This window comes from Micromonospora sp. SD12 (assembly GCF_052068495.1).
Lineage (GTDB): Bacteria > Actinomycetota > Actinomycetes > Mycobacteriales > Micromonosporaceae > Micromonospora > Micromonospora echinofusca.
This window is the reverse complement of record NZ_JBQHDF010000001.1, coordinates 721,132-735,487: the sequence shown is the minus strand read 5'-3', so window position 1 is coordinate 735,487 and position 14,356 is coordinate 721,132. Positions and strand designations below refer to the sequence as shown.

13 protein-coding genes are annotated in these 14,356 nt (G+C 74.8%); 4 read left to right on the top strand and 9 right to left on the bottom strand.

Features of this window, described 5'->3' with window-relative positions:
* The first annotated feature begins 70 nt into the window (after positions 1-70).
* Together ACTMS2_RS03495 and ACTMS2_RS03490 are read left to right on the top strand one after the other, a co-directional pair.
* Complete coding sequence (locus tag ACTMS2_RS03495; RefSeq protein WP_441174012.1) at positions 71-2,356, top strand: hypothetical protein; 2,286 nt, start codon at positions 71-73, stop codon at positions 2,354-2,356.
* 236 nt (positions 2,357-2,592) lie between these two features.
* Positions 2,593-4,191, top strand: coding sequence for a ricin-type beta-trefoil lectin domain protein (locus ACTMS2_RS03490; RefSeq protein WP_441174010.1), 1,599 nt, complete (start codon positions 2,593-2,595; stop codon positions 4,189-4,191).
* 91 nt (positions 4,192-4,282) lie between these two features.
* On the opposite strand, the gene ACTMS2_RS03485 is transcribed toward ACTMS2_RS03490, so the two are convergent.
* From ACTMS2_RS03485 to ACTMS2_RS03460, 6 genes are all read right to left on the bottom strand, one after another.
* Positions 4,283-4,873, bottom strand: coding sequence for a hypothetical protein (locus ACTMS2_RS03485; protein WP_441174009.1), 591 nt, complete (start codon positions 4,871-4,873; stop codon positions 4,283-4,285).
* Between the two features lie 55 nt (positions 4,874-4,928).
* Entirely contained in the window at positions 4,929-6,350 is a 1,422-nt protein-coding gene (locus tag ACTMS2_RS03480; RefSeq protein WP_441174008.1) for a sensor histidine kinase, read from the bottom strand.
* A complete protein-coding gene (locus ACTMS2_RS03475) occupies positions 6,343-7,035 on the bottom strand; it encodes a response regulator (RefSeq protein WP_441174007.1) in 693 nt (230 codons plus the stop codon). The genes ACTMS2_RS03480 and ACTMS2_RS03475 overlap by 8 nt, the downstream gene beginning before the upstream one ends.
* Positions 7,036-7,102: 67 nt before the next feature.
* Entirely contained in the window at positions 7,103-7,615 is a 513-nt protein-coding gene (locus ACTMS2_RS03470; protein WP_089002903.1) for a hypothetical protein, read from the bottom strand.
* Positions 7,616-7,798: 183 nt separating this feature from the next.
* On the bottom strand, positions 7,799-8,359 hold the full coding sequence (locus tag ACTMS2_RS03465) for a phosphotransferase (RefSeq protein ID WP_441174006.1): 561 nt from the start codon (positions 8,357-8,359) through the stop codon (positions 7,799-7,801).
* Between the two features lie 444 nt (positions 8,360-8,803).
* A complete protein-coding gene (locus tag ACTMS2_RS03460) occupies positions 8,804-9,976 on the bottom strand; it encodes a thiolase family protein (RefSeq protein ID WP_441174005.1) in 1,173 nt (390 codons plus the stop codon).
* An 88-nt stretch (positions 9,977-10,064) separates the two neighbouring features.
* Between ACTMS2_RS03460 and ACTMS2_RS03455 the strand changes: the two genes are divergently transcribed.
* Entirely contained in the window at positions 10,065-10,493 is a 429-nt protein-coding gene (locus ACTMS2_RS03455) for a PH domain-containing protein (protein ID WP_441174004.1), read from the top strand.
* Between the two features lie 58 nt (positions 10,494-10,551).
* On the opposite strand, the gene ACTMS2_RS03450 is transcribed toward ACTMS2_RS03455, so the two are convergent.
* Together ACTMS2_RS03450 and ACTMS2_RS03445 are read right to left on the bottom strand one after the other, a co-directional pair.
* On the bottom strand, positions 10,552-11,466 hold the full coding sequence (locus ACTMS2_RS03450) for a rhomboid family intramembrane serine protease (protein WP_441174003.1): 915 nt from the start codon (positions 11,464-11,466) through the stop codon (positions 10,552-10,554).
* A gap of 94 nt (positions 11,467-11,560) precedes the next feature.
* A complete protein-coding gene (locus ACTMS2_RS03445) occupies positions 11,561-12,091 on the bottom strand; it encodes a peptidylprolyl isomerase (RefSeq protein WP_441174002.1) in 531 nt (176 codons plus the stop codon).
* A gap of 84 nt (positions 12,092-12,175) precedes the next feature.
* Here ACTMS2_RS03445 and ACTMS2_RS03440 point away from each other — a divergent pair, with 84 nt between their 5' ends.
* Positions 12,176-12,991 carry a hypothetical protein gene (locus tag ACTMS2_RS03440; protein WP_441174001.1) on the top strand — a complete coding sequence of 272 codons (816 nt, stop codon included), beginning with the start codon at positions 12,176-12,178 and terminating at the stop codon, positions 12,989-12,991.
* A 128-nt stretch (positions 12,992-13,119) separates the two neighbouring features.
* Here ACTMS2_RS03440 and corA read toward each other — a convergent pair whose 3' ends face one another.
* Entirely contained in the window at positions 13,120-14,268 is a 1,149-nt protein-coding gene (gene corA, locus ACTMS2_RS03435; protein WP_358166156.1) for a magnesium/cobalt transporter CorA, read from the bottom strand.
* Positions 14,269-14,356: the final 88 nt, after the last annotated feature.

Here is a 14,356-nt window from a genome sequence, read left to right as displayed (position 1 = left end):
CTGCGGGGCGGTGCTCAGCACTGCGGGCATTGGGCGCGGCCGCCCCAGGTTCATGGTGTTTACTGCCGCCATGTCGGCACTCGGCTACCCGCTCGCGCTGGCCCCTGTCGCCGCGATCGGACTGCTCGCCGTGGCGCTGCGCCCGGTCGCGCCCGCCACGGTCGCCCGGCGGCGCCTCGCGCTGGTCCGGGCGGCTCTGGTCACCGGCACGTTCGCGGTGCTCACGGTGGAGCTGCTGGGCGCGCTGCGGCTGCTCACCCTGCCGGCGTTCGCCGCCGCCTGGCTGACCTTCCTCGCCGCCGCGGCCGTCGTCGCCGGCCGGCGACGCCGCCGCGACGCCGCGCACGGCGGGCTCCGGGCCGCCGCGCACCGCGCGGTCGAGGTCGTCGCCGCGCCCGAGCCGGCGCTGGTCGGCGCGACGACGAGCCCGACCGCCGGCGCCCCCGCCCCCGCACCGCCGCCGCCGGCCGTCGACCCCGGCGTCGCCTCCCGCCCCGCCGGCTGGTCGACCCGGTTGGCCCGCGCCTGGCGTACGGCGGGTCGGGGCGAGCGGCTGCTCGCCGGCACGGTCGGCGGGCTGCTGCTGGTCGAGCTGCTGATCGCCCTGCTGGCGGAGCCGAACAACTTCGACTCGCAGACCTACCACCTGCCCAAGGTGGAGCACTGGGTCGCCCGGGGCGGCCTGGACTTCTGGCCCACCGCCATCCACCGGCAGGTGACCATCCCGCCCGGCGCCGAGTACCTGCTGCTGCACCTGCGCCTGTTCACCGGCGGGGACGCGCTGCACAACCTGGTGCAGTGGGCGGCGGGTGTCGGCGTACTGCTGGGGGCCACCCGGATCACCGCGCAGCTCGGCGGGGGACGGCGGGCCCAGTTGCTCACCGCGTTCGTGCTCGCCACCACCCCGATGGTGGCGCTCCAGGCGACCAGCACCCAGACGGACCTGGTCTGCGCCGCCTGGGTGGCCTGCGCGGCGACGGTGGCGCTGGACGGGCTGCGTCGGCGCGCCGGGGTCGGGGCGATGCTGGCGCTGGGGGCGGCCACCGGGCTGACCGCGCTGACCAAGACCAGCGGCCTGGTCGCAGTCGGGCCGCTGCTGCTGCTCTGGGGGCTGGCCCAGCTCCGGCTGGCCCGCACCGGCGCGGAACCGGACCCTGCGGAACCGGACCGCGCGGGGCTGGACCGTGCGGGGCTGGACCGCGCGGGGCTGGACCGCGCGGGGTCGCGCGACCTGGTCACCGGCACCGTCGGCCCGGCCCGTGCCGGCGGCTCGGGGTCGCGGCAGGTGCGCCGGACGGTCGCCGGGTCGGCGCTGATCCTGCTGGTCGCGGTGATGGTGGTCGGGCCGTTCCTGGCACGGGTGACGGCCGAGTTCGGGCATCCGCTCGGGCCGCCCCGGCTGCGCGAGTCCATCCCGATGGAGCGGCACGACCCGCCGTCGCTCGTGGTCAACGCGCTGCGGATCGCGCACACGGCGTTCGACACCCCGCTCGCGCCGCTGCGCCGGGCGGGCGCCGAGGCGATCGTCGGCGGCGCGGAGCTGATCGGGGTGGACCCGCAGGACCGGGCCACCACGTTCGGGCGGGAGCGGTTCCCGGTGCCGTCCTGGTATCCCGACGAGGACCGGGTGGCCTTCCCGCTGGCCGGGGCGCTGGCGGCGATCGGGGCGGCGTACGCGCTGGCCCGGCCCGGCCGGATCAGCCCGACGCGGGCGGGGCCGTTGCGCGCGTACGCGGTGGTCGTGGTGGCGGCCGTGCTGCTGCACACCGCCATGATCAAGTGGCAGCCGTGGGGCAACCGGCTGCTGCTCTACGCGCTGACGCTGGCCGTACCGCTGGCGGGCCTCTGGCTGGACGCGCTGTTCCGGCGCCGGGCCGCCGGCGCGGGGGGACGGCGGTCGGTGGCGGCCGGGCTCGCGGTGAGCGTGCTGGCCACCTGCGCGCTGGCCGGGGTGCTGGCGGTGTCGTACGGCTTCCCGCGCCGGCTGGTCGGGGCGGGCTCGGTCTTCACGACCTCCGAATGGGACACCCGGTTCCTGCGCCGTCCCCAGTGGGCGGAGGAGTTCCGCTGGGCCGCCGACGCGGTACGCGCGACGGACGCCCGCCGGATCGGCCTGGTGCAGCAGAACGACAACTGGGAGTACCCCTGGTGGCTGCTGCTGCGCGACGCGGACGGCCGCCCACCGCAGCTGCTGGCGCTCCAGTCGGTGCTGCCCGGGCGCCCGCCGGCCGACCCGGCCACGGTCGACGCCATCGTCTGCACGGGCAGCCGGCCGGCCTGCACGGCGCTGGTGCCGGCGGGCTGGCGCGTGCAGTTCCGGGGGTACGTCGGCTACGCCCTCCCGCCCGGGCGCTGAGCCGCCGCCTCGACGCCGACCGGCTGTCCGCCGCGCCGGCCCCTTGACGGCGCCGACCCGCCGGAAGGGCCCGCGCCCGCCCCGCCGGCGATCCGCGTGCCGCACGGTTTGCCCCTATCGCCAGGTTCTGCACCCTGCGCGCAACGATTCCGAAACGCATTCACATACCTCGAAGCCGACGCTACCTTCTGGTAACTCGATCGACGTCCCGCGATCGAGCCGAAAGGAGTGCGTCGATGCTTGGTTCCCCTGCCAGGCGCGAACGCGCGACCCGACGACGGGTGTCCACCGTCGTCGCCGCCGCCGCTCTCGTCCTGCCGATGCTCGCCGGAACGGCCTCCCCCGCCACCGCGGCCGACCGTCCCGCCATCCAGCCACTCGCCGCCAACCTGGAGGCGATCCGCGCCGCCGAGGCCACCGCGCTCTACGGCGCGCCCGCCGTCCGCCCCATCGAGCAGCGCCGCACCGCGCTGATCACCATGGGCGACAGCGAGATCTCCGGCGAAGGGGTCGGCAACTACGTCCCCGGCACCCACCAGCCCGGCAACTGGTGCGACCGCTCGTACGACCAGGCGGTCTTCCGCACCGGGCTCACCGCCGACGAGAAGTACAACATCGCCTGCTCCGGGGCGACCCCGTGGAACCTCATCCGGGGCGGGCCGACCCAGCACAACGAGCTGAACCAGGGCGACCACCTCGCCATCAAGGCCCGCAACACCCACATCAAGCTGATCTGGGTGGTGGTCGGCGCCAACGGCGACGGCACGATCCAGTTCGGCCCGGTCGCCACCGACTGCGCCGTCCGCCGGGTCTTCTTCCAGGGGCCCTGCTACCCCACCTACACCGACCAGTGGACCGTCCGCACCGACGGCAGCCGCCGGGCGGTCGAGGACGCGCTCGCCGACATCCGGCGGACCATGACCGGCGCCGGCTACCTACAGTCCGACTACGAGCTGGTGCTCATGTCGTACCCGAGCCCCGGCAGCCCGGACGTGGAGGACAATCCGAACTTCCCCGGCTGGTACTCCGGCGGCTGCCTGCTCTACCTGGCCGACGCCGCGTTCGCCCGGAACAAGGCGGTGCCGCTGTTCGAGTCGGCGCTGCGGGCGGCGGCGGCCAACACGGGGACCCGATACCTGGACGCCAGCCGGCTCTTCCACGGCCACGAGGTGTGCACCGACAGCACCTCCGTACGCGGCCTCTTCATCGAGATCGGCGTCTGGGACGAGAACGCGGCCCGGCAGTCGTTCCACCCGAACAAGCGCGGGCACGGAATGTTCGCCCAGTGCATCACCCAGTTCGTCGACTCGGGGCGGCAGCGGGCCACCTGCGTGGACCCGGCCAGCACCGGCAACGGCGTGCTCTACGACGGGCTCTTCGAGTTCAAGCAGCTGCGCAACGCCGCCACCGGCACCTGCGTCGACGGCAGGGGCTACGACTCGCGCAACGGCACCCTCCAGCAGTCGTACGGCTGCCACGGCGGGCGCAACCAGGGCTTCTGGTACGACCCGACCCGCCAGTCGCTGCACTCGGAGCTCTCCCACGACCGCTGCCTGGACGTCGCGGGCGGATCGTTGAGCGCCGGCACGGCGGTGAACATCTACGACTGCCACGGTGGGGCCAACCAGAAGTTCGTGGTCGCCGGCAACCAGATCAGGACGGCCGGCAACGGCAACCTCTGCCTGGCGTTCGACAGCCCGGCCTCGGGCACCCCCCGGCTGCGCCTGGCCGCCTGCTCCACCAGCACCCGCCAGCAGTGGTCCTTCGAGTCGCGCAACTTCGCCAACCCGGTGGGCTACGGGCACGACGACTTCATCGGCTCCCGCGTCTACTGAGTTCGACCGCCGTCGAGCGGTGTCGCCCTCCGCGGGGCGGCACCGCTCGCGCCGTCCGGGGTGGCCCGCCGTCGCCGACGGGCCACCCCACCTACTTCTGCCGGGCCGGCACGACGATCAGGCGGGCGACCCCGCCGTCGCCCGCCTTGGCACCCGCCACGCCGACCGTCGTACCGACCTTCACGTCGGCGGACCGGATCGTCGTACGGCGCTCCACGACGCGCAGTTCGTCGCCGAAGGTCCAGGTCATCGTGAAGCCGTCGGCGGACTTCACGGTCATCGAGTCGCCGTCGACGGCGGTCACCTCGCCCCGCTGCACGACGACCGTCTTCGTCCCGCCGTCCTTCGTACGCACCACGGCCTCGCCGTGCAGGGTGTTCCTCCGCAGTTGCACCCGGGCCTGCCGGCGCTCGCGCCGCTCCTCCGCGCGCTCGCGCCGCTGTTCCCCGGCCGGGCCCGGCGACGCCTGCGGCGAGGCGGGGGCGGCCAACGGTTCGACGTCCAGGTCGCCGGCGTCGAAGCCCATCGCGGCCAGCGCCTGGCCCTCAGCGCCGAGCGCGGCGACGACCTCGACGGCGGTCTCCCGGGCCGGCTGACCGGCCACCTCGGCGGGGCCGCATCCGCCGACGCCGAGCGCGACCGCCGCGAGCAGCGTGGTGGTGGCGATTGACCAACGTGCCATGAGTCTCCCTCTCGTCCGTGGGACACCAGCCTCCCGCCGTACCGCGAGCGCCAGGTCAGACCGATGTTCGGGTCAGGTAAGGATCCGGGGGCAGCCGGACGGTGAACGCGGCACCGCCCTCCGGCGCGTGCCCGGCCGCGATCTCCCCGCCGAGGCGGCGGACCAGGCCTGCGGCGAGCGCCAGCCCCAGCCCGCTGCCGACCTTGCGCACGCCCCGGTAGCGCTGGTGCAGGGCGCCGCGCTCGAAGGCCACCGCCAGGTCGTCGTCGGTGAGGCCCGGTCCGCCGTCGCGGACCTCGACGACGCCGCCCGCCGCCGGCTGCGCGCCGGCCGGCCGGACCGCGAGTACGACCGGCGCCGCCGGCGGTACGACCCGCAGCGCGTTCTCCAGCAGCCCGTCCACCACCTGCCGGATCCGGCCCGGATCGGTGTACGCCGGCACGGCGGCGTCCGGAACCTCCACGCGGAACGGCACCCCGACCGCCGCGCACCGGTCGGCCCAGGTCCGACCCGCGTCGGCGGCCAGCCGGGCGAGGTCCACCGGGACCGGTTCGAGCGGGAAGTCGGCGGCCTCCAACCGGGCCAACGCCAGCAGGTCGCTGACCAGCCGGTCCAGGTGCTGCGCCTCGGCGAGCACGGTACGACCGGCACCGGCCGCGTCCGCCGGCCCGATCACCCCGTCGGCCAGTGCCTCGGCGTAGCCCCGGATCGCGGTCAACGGGGTGCGCAGCTCGTGCGAGATGGAGAGCAGGAACTCCCGTTGCCGGCCCTCGCTGGTGGCCAGCGCGGCGGCCAGCCCGTTCAGCGCGTACGCCAGGTCGGCCACCTCGTCGGGCGGCTCCACCGGTACGCGTACCGCCCGGTCCCCGGCGCGCAGCCGGGCGGCGGCGTCGGCGGCCCGCCGGATCGGTCGGGCCAGCCTGCGGGCGAGCAGCAGCCCGGCGGCCCCCCCGGCGGCGAGCCCGGCCAGCAGCGGCAGCCAGAGGCTGGGCACCACCTGGCGCCACGGCGCGGTCGACCGGGACCGGGTCAGCACCAGCCCGTTGCCGCCGGGCAGGGCACGTCCCTCGATGAGGGTGCGCCGCCCGTCGAGCGGCCGGCGGGTCGACACGTTGCGCCCCTCGGCGACGCGCCGCACCACCCGCGGCGGCAGGCCGGGGCGTTCGGCCACCCCGCCCCGGATCAGGTACGCGTCGACGCCCTGGGCGTCCAGCTGCCGGATGAGCCGCTCCTCGTCGCCGGTCCGGCCGGTCTCCAGCCGGGGGCGCAGCACCTCGGCCGCGAGCCGCGCCTGCGCGGCCAGCGCCTCCTGGTCGCGCCGCTCCACGCCGCGTACCGCCAGGGGCACCGCGACGATCGCCGTGACCAGCACGGAGACCAGGGCGACCGCGCAGGTGACCAGCACCGCGCGGGAGGTCAGCGTCCGGCCGGGACGGTGCCGCGGCGGTGGCGGCGGCGCGACGGTCGGCTCAGCCATCGGCGGCGTACCCGACGCCCCGGTGGGTGCGGATCACGCCGGCTCCGCCCAGCTTCGACCGGACCTGTGCGACGTGCACGTCGACGGTCCGGGTGCCGGAGTGCGCCGCGTACCCCCACACCCCGGCGAGCAGTTCCTCCCGGGTGAAGACCCGGCCCGGCCGGGCCATCAGGTACGCCAGCAGGTCGAACTCGGTGGAGGTGAGCTGGACCGGGGTGCCCTCGACGGTCACCGTCCGGCGGGTCGGGTCGAGAGCCACCGCGCCGACGACCCGGGGCAGGCCCGTCCCCTCGGGCGCCCCGGCGGTGCGCCGCAGCACCGCCCGCACCCGGGCGACCAGTTCGCGGGGGCTGAACGGCTTGGTGACGTAGTCGTCCGCCCCCAGCTCCAGTCCGACGACGCGGTCCACCTCGTCGTCGCGGGCGGTGAGGAAGATGACCGGCGTCCAGTCGCCGGCCTCGCGCAGGCGACGGCAGATCTCGGTGCCGGTCAGGGCGGGCAGCGCGATGTCGAGGACGCAGGCGACCGGGCGCAGGCGGCGGGCGGCGGCCAGCCCGGCCGCCCCGTCCCGTTCGAGGTGTACGCCGAAGCCGTCCCGACTCAGGTAGAGCCGGACCAGGTCGGCGATGGCCGGCTCGTCCTCCACCACGAGGACGAGCCCGCGAGGCGGGGCGTCGGCGGTCACCGGCCCATGATTGCCGACGCGGCGGCGCCACAGGGGCGGCGGATGTTCGGGTTCGGTAAGAAGGCGCTCAGCGCACCACGGCGGGGCGGAAGGTGGCGGGCCGCGCGACGGGCGGCGCCTCGCCGATGGTGGCGACGAGCCGCTCCCGGGGCGTACGCAGCCGGGTCCGGAAGGCGTGGTTGAGCAGCGCGTCGAGCTGCCACACCTGCTTCGGGTGGCGGGTGCGGATGAGGAACCGCTCGCGGATGCCGTCGATGGCGGTGGCGGCCAGCTCGACCGAGTGCAGGCGCGGGTCGGGGCTCCAGGTGACGTTGCTGAGTTCCCGCAGGTCCGTGTTGAGGTGCAGGCGCAGCCGGTGCAGCACGCGGGTCTGCTGGGTGACGACCAGCCGCCGGTGGGTCAGCAGGAGGAGGTATTCGCCGGCCATCGGGCGTTCGGGCCGGGCGCAGCGGGTGACGAGGATGGTGGCGTCGCCGGAACCGACGCAGCGTCGGAAGACCGGCATGTGCCGGGTGACGGTCTGCACCGCCAGCCCGGCCTCGGAGGCGGCCGGGAGGAACGTTCGGGAGAAGACGTCCATGCCCTGCCCAACGAGGCGCGACCTGGGGTGACGTGGGTCACGCCATAATTTTGGAAGTTCCACGGGTGCGCGTCGCACCGCCTGTCCGGCTCCGCCGCCACGGCGGGACGGGGCGGGCGGCGCCGCCGGGCCGATGGCGGGACGCGGGGCCGGAGACGGGACGGGACGCGCCGCCGGGGCGGCTCAGACCGGGTCCGGGGCGAACAGTTCCTGCAACCAGCCGGGCACCGCGGCGGCGTACTCGGCGCGGGTCGGGTCGGCGCCCTGGAGGGCGCGGCGCCAGGAGAGCGCCCGGCTGACCCGGGTCACGCGGACGGCCAGGCGGGCCGCCTCGCGCAGCGTGGCCCGGTCGTGCCCGTCCGACCACGGCTCCAGGTAGGCGTCGCGCAGCCGCGCCAGCGCCGGGTCGCCCTCGGGCAGCCCGAACGCGTCCGCGACCGAGTTCAGCGTCACCAGCAGCGTGCCGAACGGGTGGGCCACCGAGGCGTCGCCCCAGTCGAAGAAGCGGTACCCGTCGTCGGCGACGAAGACGTTGCCGTCGTGCAGGTCGTCGTGCTGGACGGTCGGCGCGACGCCGGAGCCGGCCAGCCGCCGGCAGTCCTCGGCGAAGGCGGAGCGGTGGGCGCGCAGCCGCCCGTACGCCTCGGCGGAGAGCCCGTCCTCCGCGCCGAGCAGCAGCGACCCCTCGTCGTCGAGCAGCGCCCCGAACAGCTCCGGCAGCGCCTCCGGCCGGTGGTCGGGCACGCCGAGGGCGAGCAGTTCGCCGGCTGCGGGCGCGACCGCGCGCTGGAGATCGGCGTACGCGGGCAGGACCCGTTCCCAGCGGGTCAGCAGGCCGCGGTCGCCGCCCAGCGCCTCGCGCAGCGTCGGACCGCCGTCGGGCAGCAGCGACCAGCCCCGCCGGCCCGACCACCCGGCGGCCGTGCCGGGCGAGGTGCTCGCCGACCCAGTCGAGGGCGGTGTCCCGCCAGCGCGGGTCGGCCCAGTCGGCGTACGGCGTGGCGGCCCGGTCTGCGGGTGGCGTGGCGGCGTCGGTCACGCCGGGAACCTAACCGCCACCCGCTCCGCCGGACCACGCGTTTTCCGTCGCCCACGACAGCTCGCGGCCCGGCGGCGACCCGACCCGGCGGCAAGCCGGATCGGCGGGTTGCCCGACCGGCGGCGAGCCCGACCGGCCAGAGCCGCCCGCTACAGCAGCTCGACGATGGTCGCGTTGGCCATGCCGCCGCCCTCGCACATCGTCTGGAGGCCGTAGCGGATGTCGTTGTCGCGCATGTGGGCGAGCATGGTGGTCATGATCCGGGCGCCGGAGCCGCCGAGCGGGTGCCCCAGGGCGATCGCGCCGCCGCGCGGGTTGAGCCGCTCCGGGTCCGCCTCGGTCTCCGCCAGCCAGGCCAGCGGCACCGGGGCGAACGCCTCGTTCACCTCGTACACCCCGATCTCCTCGATGCCCAGCCCCGCGCGGCGCAGCGCCTTCGCGGTGGCCGGGATCGGCGCGGTGAGCATGGTGACGGGATCGTCGGCGGCGACGACGGCGGTGTGTACGCGCGCCAGCGGACGCAGGCCGTGCCGGCTGGCCCACTCGCTGGTGGTGACGGCGAGCGCCGCCGCCCCGTCGGAGATCTGCGACGCGGAGCCGGCGGTGACGACGCCGTCGGCGCGGAACGGGGTGGCCAGCTCGCCGAGCTTCTCCAGCGAGGTGTCCCGCCGGATGCCCTCGTCGGCGGCGAACTTGCCGCCGTCGGCCAGGGCGACCGGGGCGATCTCGGCGTCGAAGGCGCCCGCGTCCTGCGCGGCGGCGGCCTTCTCGTGGCTGGCGAGGGCGAACTCGTCGAGCTGCGCGCGGGAGAAGCGCCAGCGCTCGGCGATCAGCTCCGCCCCGACGCCCTGGTTGAACGGCAGCGGCGCGTCGTCGGCGAAGCCCTCGACGCCGCGGTAGCGGTCACGAAGCTGGTCGCTGAAGGGCGACCCGCCCGCCACGCTGGAGCCCATCGCGACCCGGGTCATCGACTCGACGCCACCGGCGACGACCAGGTCGGCCTGACCGGAGAGGACGGCGGCGGCGGCGAAGTGCAGGGCCTGCTGGCTGGAGCCGCACTGCCGGTCGAGCGTGGTGCCGGGCACCGACTCGGGCCAGCCGGCGGCGAGCACGCCGTTGCGGGCGACGTTCCACGACTGGTCGCCGACCTGGGAGACGCAGCCCCAGACCACGTCGTCGACCTGGGCCGGGTCGATGCCGGTGCGCTCGGCGAGGGCGCGCAGCACGTGCGCCGAGAGGTCGACCGGGTGCACGGCGGCCAGGCTGCCCTTGCGCCGCCCCACCGGGGTGCGTACCGCGCCGACGATGACTGCGTCACTCATGACTACTCCCCGGTAACTTGGGCTGGCCCCGATCCTACGTCGTCGGCGGGCCGGGCGTCCTCCCCCGGTGCCCTGGCATGCTGAACGGATGTCCGCAGACCCGTCCCCGAGCCGGCAGTGGCGGGTGCCGGCCGCCCTGCCGGCGCTCAAGCTGACCGGCGCGGTCGCGCTGCTCGCGCTGGCGCTGCTCCTCGACGGCAGCGACCGGATCCGGTTGGCGCTGGCCGTCCTCACGGCCGCCGCGCTCGCCGGCTGGGCGGCGCGCGACCTTCTCGTGCCGGTCCGACTCGCGGTGGACCCGGCCGGGATCACGGTCGTCCAGGGCTTCGCGGGGCGCCGGCGGCTGCCCTGGTCGAGCATCGAGAAGGTGACCGTGGACCGCCGTGCGCGGCGGGGGCTGACCAGCGAGCTCCTGGAGATCGACGCGGGCGAGTCGCTGCACCTCTTCGGCCGCCACGACCTCGGCGCGGACCCCGCCGAGGTGGCCGAGGCCCTGCACGAGGCCCGCCCGCACTGAGCGGCAGGTCGCGGCGGTGGTCCCGGCTGGCCCGCGCCGGAAGGCGGCGGGCCGGAGGTCAGCCGCCGACGATGGCCGCGGTGCGGACCAGGGCCAGGCCGATCAGCGCCGCCACGATCACCGCGCCGCCCGCGAGCTGCACCAGCGACCGCCGCGACCGCGGGGCGTACGCGAACACGAGCGCCAGCAGCGCGCCGACCACCAGGCCGCCCAGGTGCCCGGGGATCGAGATGCCCGGCACGGTGAACGTGAAGACCAGGTTGATCACCAGGATGGGCAGCACCTGGGAGATGTCCCGGCCCATCTTCCGTTCGATGACCACCAGCGCGGCGAACAGGCCGAAGATCGACGTGGAGGCGCCGGCGGTGAGCTGGTTCTCCGCGCTGAACAGGTAGGCGGCGACGTTGCCGCCCAGCCCGGCGACCAGGTAGAGCGCCAGGAAGCGCAGCGGCCCGAGGCTGGCCTCCAGTGACCGGCCGAGCACCCACAGTGCCCACATGTTCAGCAGCAGGTGGACCACGCCGTAGTGCAGGAACATCGCGGTGACCAGGCGGTACCACTCGCCCTCCGCGATGCCGCCGACCGTGCCGTCGGGGAAGAGCGCGCCACCGAGCACGGAGCCCCAGTCGGTCAGCGGGGTGCTGCCGCCCATCAGGCCGCCGAAGCCGGAGCCGCCGACCGCCGCGTCCCCGCCCCGGTCGGAGGCGATGGAGAGCAGCATCATCAGTACGTTGAGCGCGATCAGTGCCTTGGTGACGTAGCCGTGTCGGCCGGCGGCACCGCCACCGAAGGCGGTACGCGCCGGCCGCACGCTACGACGTCCCTCCGCCACGCACTCCGGGCACTGGAACCCGACCGATGCCTCCCGCATGCAGTCCGGACAGATCGGCCGGTCGCAGCGGGTGCACCGCACGTACGTCTCGCGGCCCGGGTGCCGGTAGCAGACCGGGGTCGTGGGTGGGGAATCGCTCACCGCGCGCGCCCGCCGTCGCGGATCGCGCGACCCACCAACCGGTCCCGGCCCTCGGAGCGCTCAGTCATGTCGGCAAAGGTACCTCGCGGACCGCTCAGGCAGCCGGCCGCTCGATCTCGACCCGCTCGATGACGACGTCCTGCAACGGCCGGTCGTTCGGGCCGGTCGGAGTGTTGGCGATCGCGTCGACGACCTTCACCGACTGCTCGTCGGCCACCTTCCCGAAGATGGTGTGCCGGTTGTTCAGGTGCGGCGTCGGCGACACGGTGATGAAGAACTGCGAGCCGTTGGTGCCCGGCCCGGCGTTCGCCATCGCCAGCAGGTACGGCTGGTCGAAGCGCAGCTCCGGGTGAAACTCGTCACCGAACTTGTAACCCGGGCCACCGCGACCGGTGCCGGTCGGGTCGCCCATCTGGATCATGAAGCCGCTGATCACCCGGTGCGAGATGGTGCCGTCGTAGTACGGCCCGCTGCCCGGCTGACCCGTACGCGGGTCGGTGTATTCGCGGGTGCCCTCCGCCAACTCGACGAAGTTCTTGACGGTCTTCGGGGCGTGGTTCTGGAAGAGCTCCAGCCGGATCGGGCCAGCGTTGGTGTGCAAGGTGGCGTAGACAGCCTCGGCCACGGGTACTCCTCAGTCGTTGGTCAGTTCCATGCGGATCCTCCCATGTGCCCGATCTGGCAGTGCGGAGGCATCCGAAGGTGGAGGATGACGAAGGAACAACTCCCAGGAGGTGGGACCGTGTTTGGAATCGGGCGGCGTAAGACCCAGGGGCAGCTGGCCAAGGTGGAGCTGAACCAGGGCCTCGGTCACCTGAGGCAGGCCGCGACGTACGCCGCGAAGGGTGCCGGCGCCACCGTCGCCCCGCGGGTCCAGGCGGCCCGGGGTGCGGTCGCGCCGACGGCCGTCATCGTGCGCGACCGCGCGTCCAGCGGCCTTGCGTCCACGGTCGCCGCGCTCGCGCCGCTGGCCCTGGCCGTCCGCAAGGCGCAGGCCGAGGCGGCGGGCAAGGCGGTCACCGGCCGGAAGGCCCTGGCAGCCAAGCAGGTCGCGGCCGGCAGGAAGGTCAAGGCGAAGAACATGAAGGCGTCCCGGAAGAAGAACTCCCGGCGGGGCGGGTCCATGATGACCGGCCTGCTCGCGGCCGGCGCGGTGGCCGGGGTCGCCGCCGTGGCGATGCGGCGGCGTCGGGAGCAGCAGGAGTGGGCCGAGTACGACCCGACCCGCAAGCTGGAGCCGATGCGCGAAGAGGTGGAGACCATGGAGATCCGCACGCCGGTGACCGACGCGTCGACGATGTCGAGCGGCTCGGACGTGGCCGGTGGCCCGACCGGCGCCGGCAGCTCGGCGGTGGCCGGCGGCGACAGCGCCTCCACCACCACCCCCGGCAAGCAGCCGACGGTGCACGCGACGGACAAGGTCCCGTCGGTGGCCGAGGGCGCGAAGGACACCTCGGGTCGTCCCGCGGACGACCTGACCGAGGCTCTCGGGAAGGGCGGCGCGCGGACCAACGGCCGCCGCTGACATCCCCTGTCGGTCCCGGAAAGCGCCGGCGAAGCGGCTCCCGCCGCCCCGCCGGCGCTTCCGCGTCCGACGGAAGCTGCGGGGTCCGGCGCCGGGTGCGGCGGGGGCTGCGCGTCAGGCTCGGGCCGTCAGAGCCAGCCGTTGCGGCGGAACCAGCGGTAGAGCGCGAGCGAGATCGCGAGCATCAGGGCGAGGACGACGGGATAGCCGTACGTCATCTTCAGCTCCGGCATCACCTCGAAGTTCATCCCGTAGATGCCGGCGATGGCGGTCCAGACGGCGGCGATGGCGGCCCACGCCGCGATCTTGCGCATGTCGTTGTTCTGGTCGACCGTGACCTGGGCCAGCCGCGCCTGAAGGATCGAGTTGAGCAGGTCGTCGTACGAGTTGACCTGCTCGACGGTGCGGCTGAGGTGGTCCTGCACGTCGCGGAAGTAGCGGCGGATCTCCTTCGGCACGTCGCGGTTCATCTGCGCGGTGAGGGTGAGCAGGGGGCGCTGCAACGGCATCACGGCACGCTTGAACTCCACCAGTTCCCGCTTCATCTGGTAGATCCGCTGGATCCGGCCGCTGGACTGGCGGTCGAACACGTCGGCCTCCAGGATGTCGAGGTCGTCCTCCAGCCGGTCGGCGACCTCGAGGTAGAGGTCCACCACCCGGTCGGTAACCGCGTACGCCACCGCCCACGGGCCGTGCAGCAGCAGGTCGCGCTTCGTCTCCAGGTCGGCCCGGACGGGAGCCAGCCGGCAGGCGTCCCCGTGCCGGACGCTGATCAGGAAGTTGGGGCCGATGAAGAGCATCACCTGGCCGGTCTCGACGACCTCCGAGTGCTCGGTCAGCTCGGCGTGCTCGCAGTAGCGGGCGGTGCGCAGCACCAGGAAGCTGACCTCGCCGAACTGCTCCAGCTTGGGGCGCTGCTGCGCCTTCACGGCGTCCTCGACGGCCAGCTCGTGCAGCCCGTACGTGGCGGCGATGGCGGTCATCTCGGTTAACTCGGGCTCGTGCAGGCCGAGCCAGACGAAGCCGTTCTCCGCACTGCGGGCAGCGGCGAGCGCCTCGGCGTACCGCCAGTCGCCGGGCTGCCGACGGCCGTCCACGTAGAGCGCGCAGTCGACCACGGCGTTGCGCTGCGGGCCGGCCGGCGCGGAGGCCTGCTGCGGATGGTCGGAGTTGAGCCGGCGGGTCATCGCCCGCACGGGCGCCACCCAGTCGCGGGGCCTGAGCACCCGTCCGCCGTTGGGCGCGGTGGCCCGCCCCTGCTGCCCCCGGTCCGTCATCCCGCCCCCTCCCCACGCGCTGCCGAGGGTGAACAGTACGCCGCCGTCGATGATCACCGCCGGTGACGATCCCGGGAGGGCGGCGCCG

What these genes read in the sequence shown, in the direction of transcription:
- corA (WP_358166156.1), bottom strand. Translation starts at nt 14,268, where the DNA reads ATGACGGACCGGGGGCAGCAGGGGCGGGCCACCGCGCCCAACGGCGGA.
- ACTMS2_RS03470 (WP_089002903.1), bottom strand. Translation starts at nt 7,615, where the DNA reads ATGGACGTCTTCTCCCGAACGTTCCTCCCGGCCGCCTCCGAGGCCGGG.
- ACTMS2_RS03480 (WP_441174008.1), bottom strand. Translation starts at nt 6,350, where the DNA reads ATGGCTGAGCCGACCGTCGCGCCGCCGCCACCGCCGCGGCACCGTCCC.
- ACTMS2_RS03485 (WP_441174009.1), bottom strand. Translation starts at nt 4,873, where the DNA reads ATGGCACGTTGGTCAATCGCCACCACCACGCTGCTCGCGGCGGTCGCG.
- ACTMS2_RS03460 (WP_441174005.1), bottom strand. Translation starts at nt 9,976, where the DNA reads ATGAGTGACGCAGTCATCGTCGGCGCGGTACGCACCCCGGTGGGGCGG.
- ACTMS2_RS03440 (WP_441174001.1), top strand. Translation starts at nt 12,176, where the DNA reads ATGACGAAGGAACAACTCCCAGGAGGTGGGACCGTGTTTGGAATCGGG.
- ACTMS2_RS03490 (WP_441174010.1), top strand. Translation starts at nt 2,593, where the DNA reads ATGCTTGGTTCCCCTGCCAGGCGCGAACGCGCGACCCGACGACGGGTG.
- ACTMS2_RS03495 (WP_441174012.1), top strand. Translation starts at nt 71, where the DNA reads ATGTCGGCACTCGGCTACCCGCTCGCGCTGGCCCCTGTCGCCGCGATC.
- ACTMS2_RS03455 (WP_441174004.1), top strand. Translation starts at nt 10,065, where the DNA reads ATGTCCGCAGACCCGTCCCCGAGCCGGCAGTGGCGGGTGCCGGCCGCC.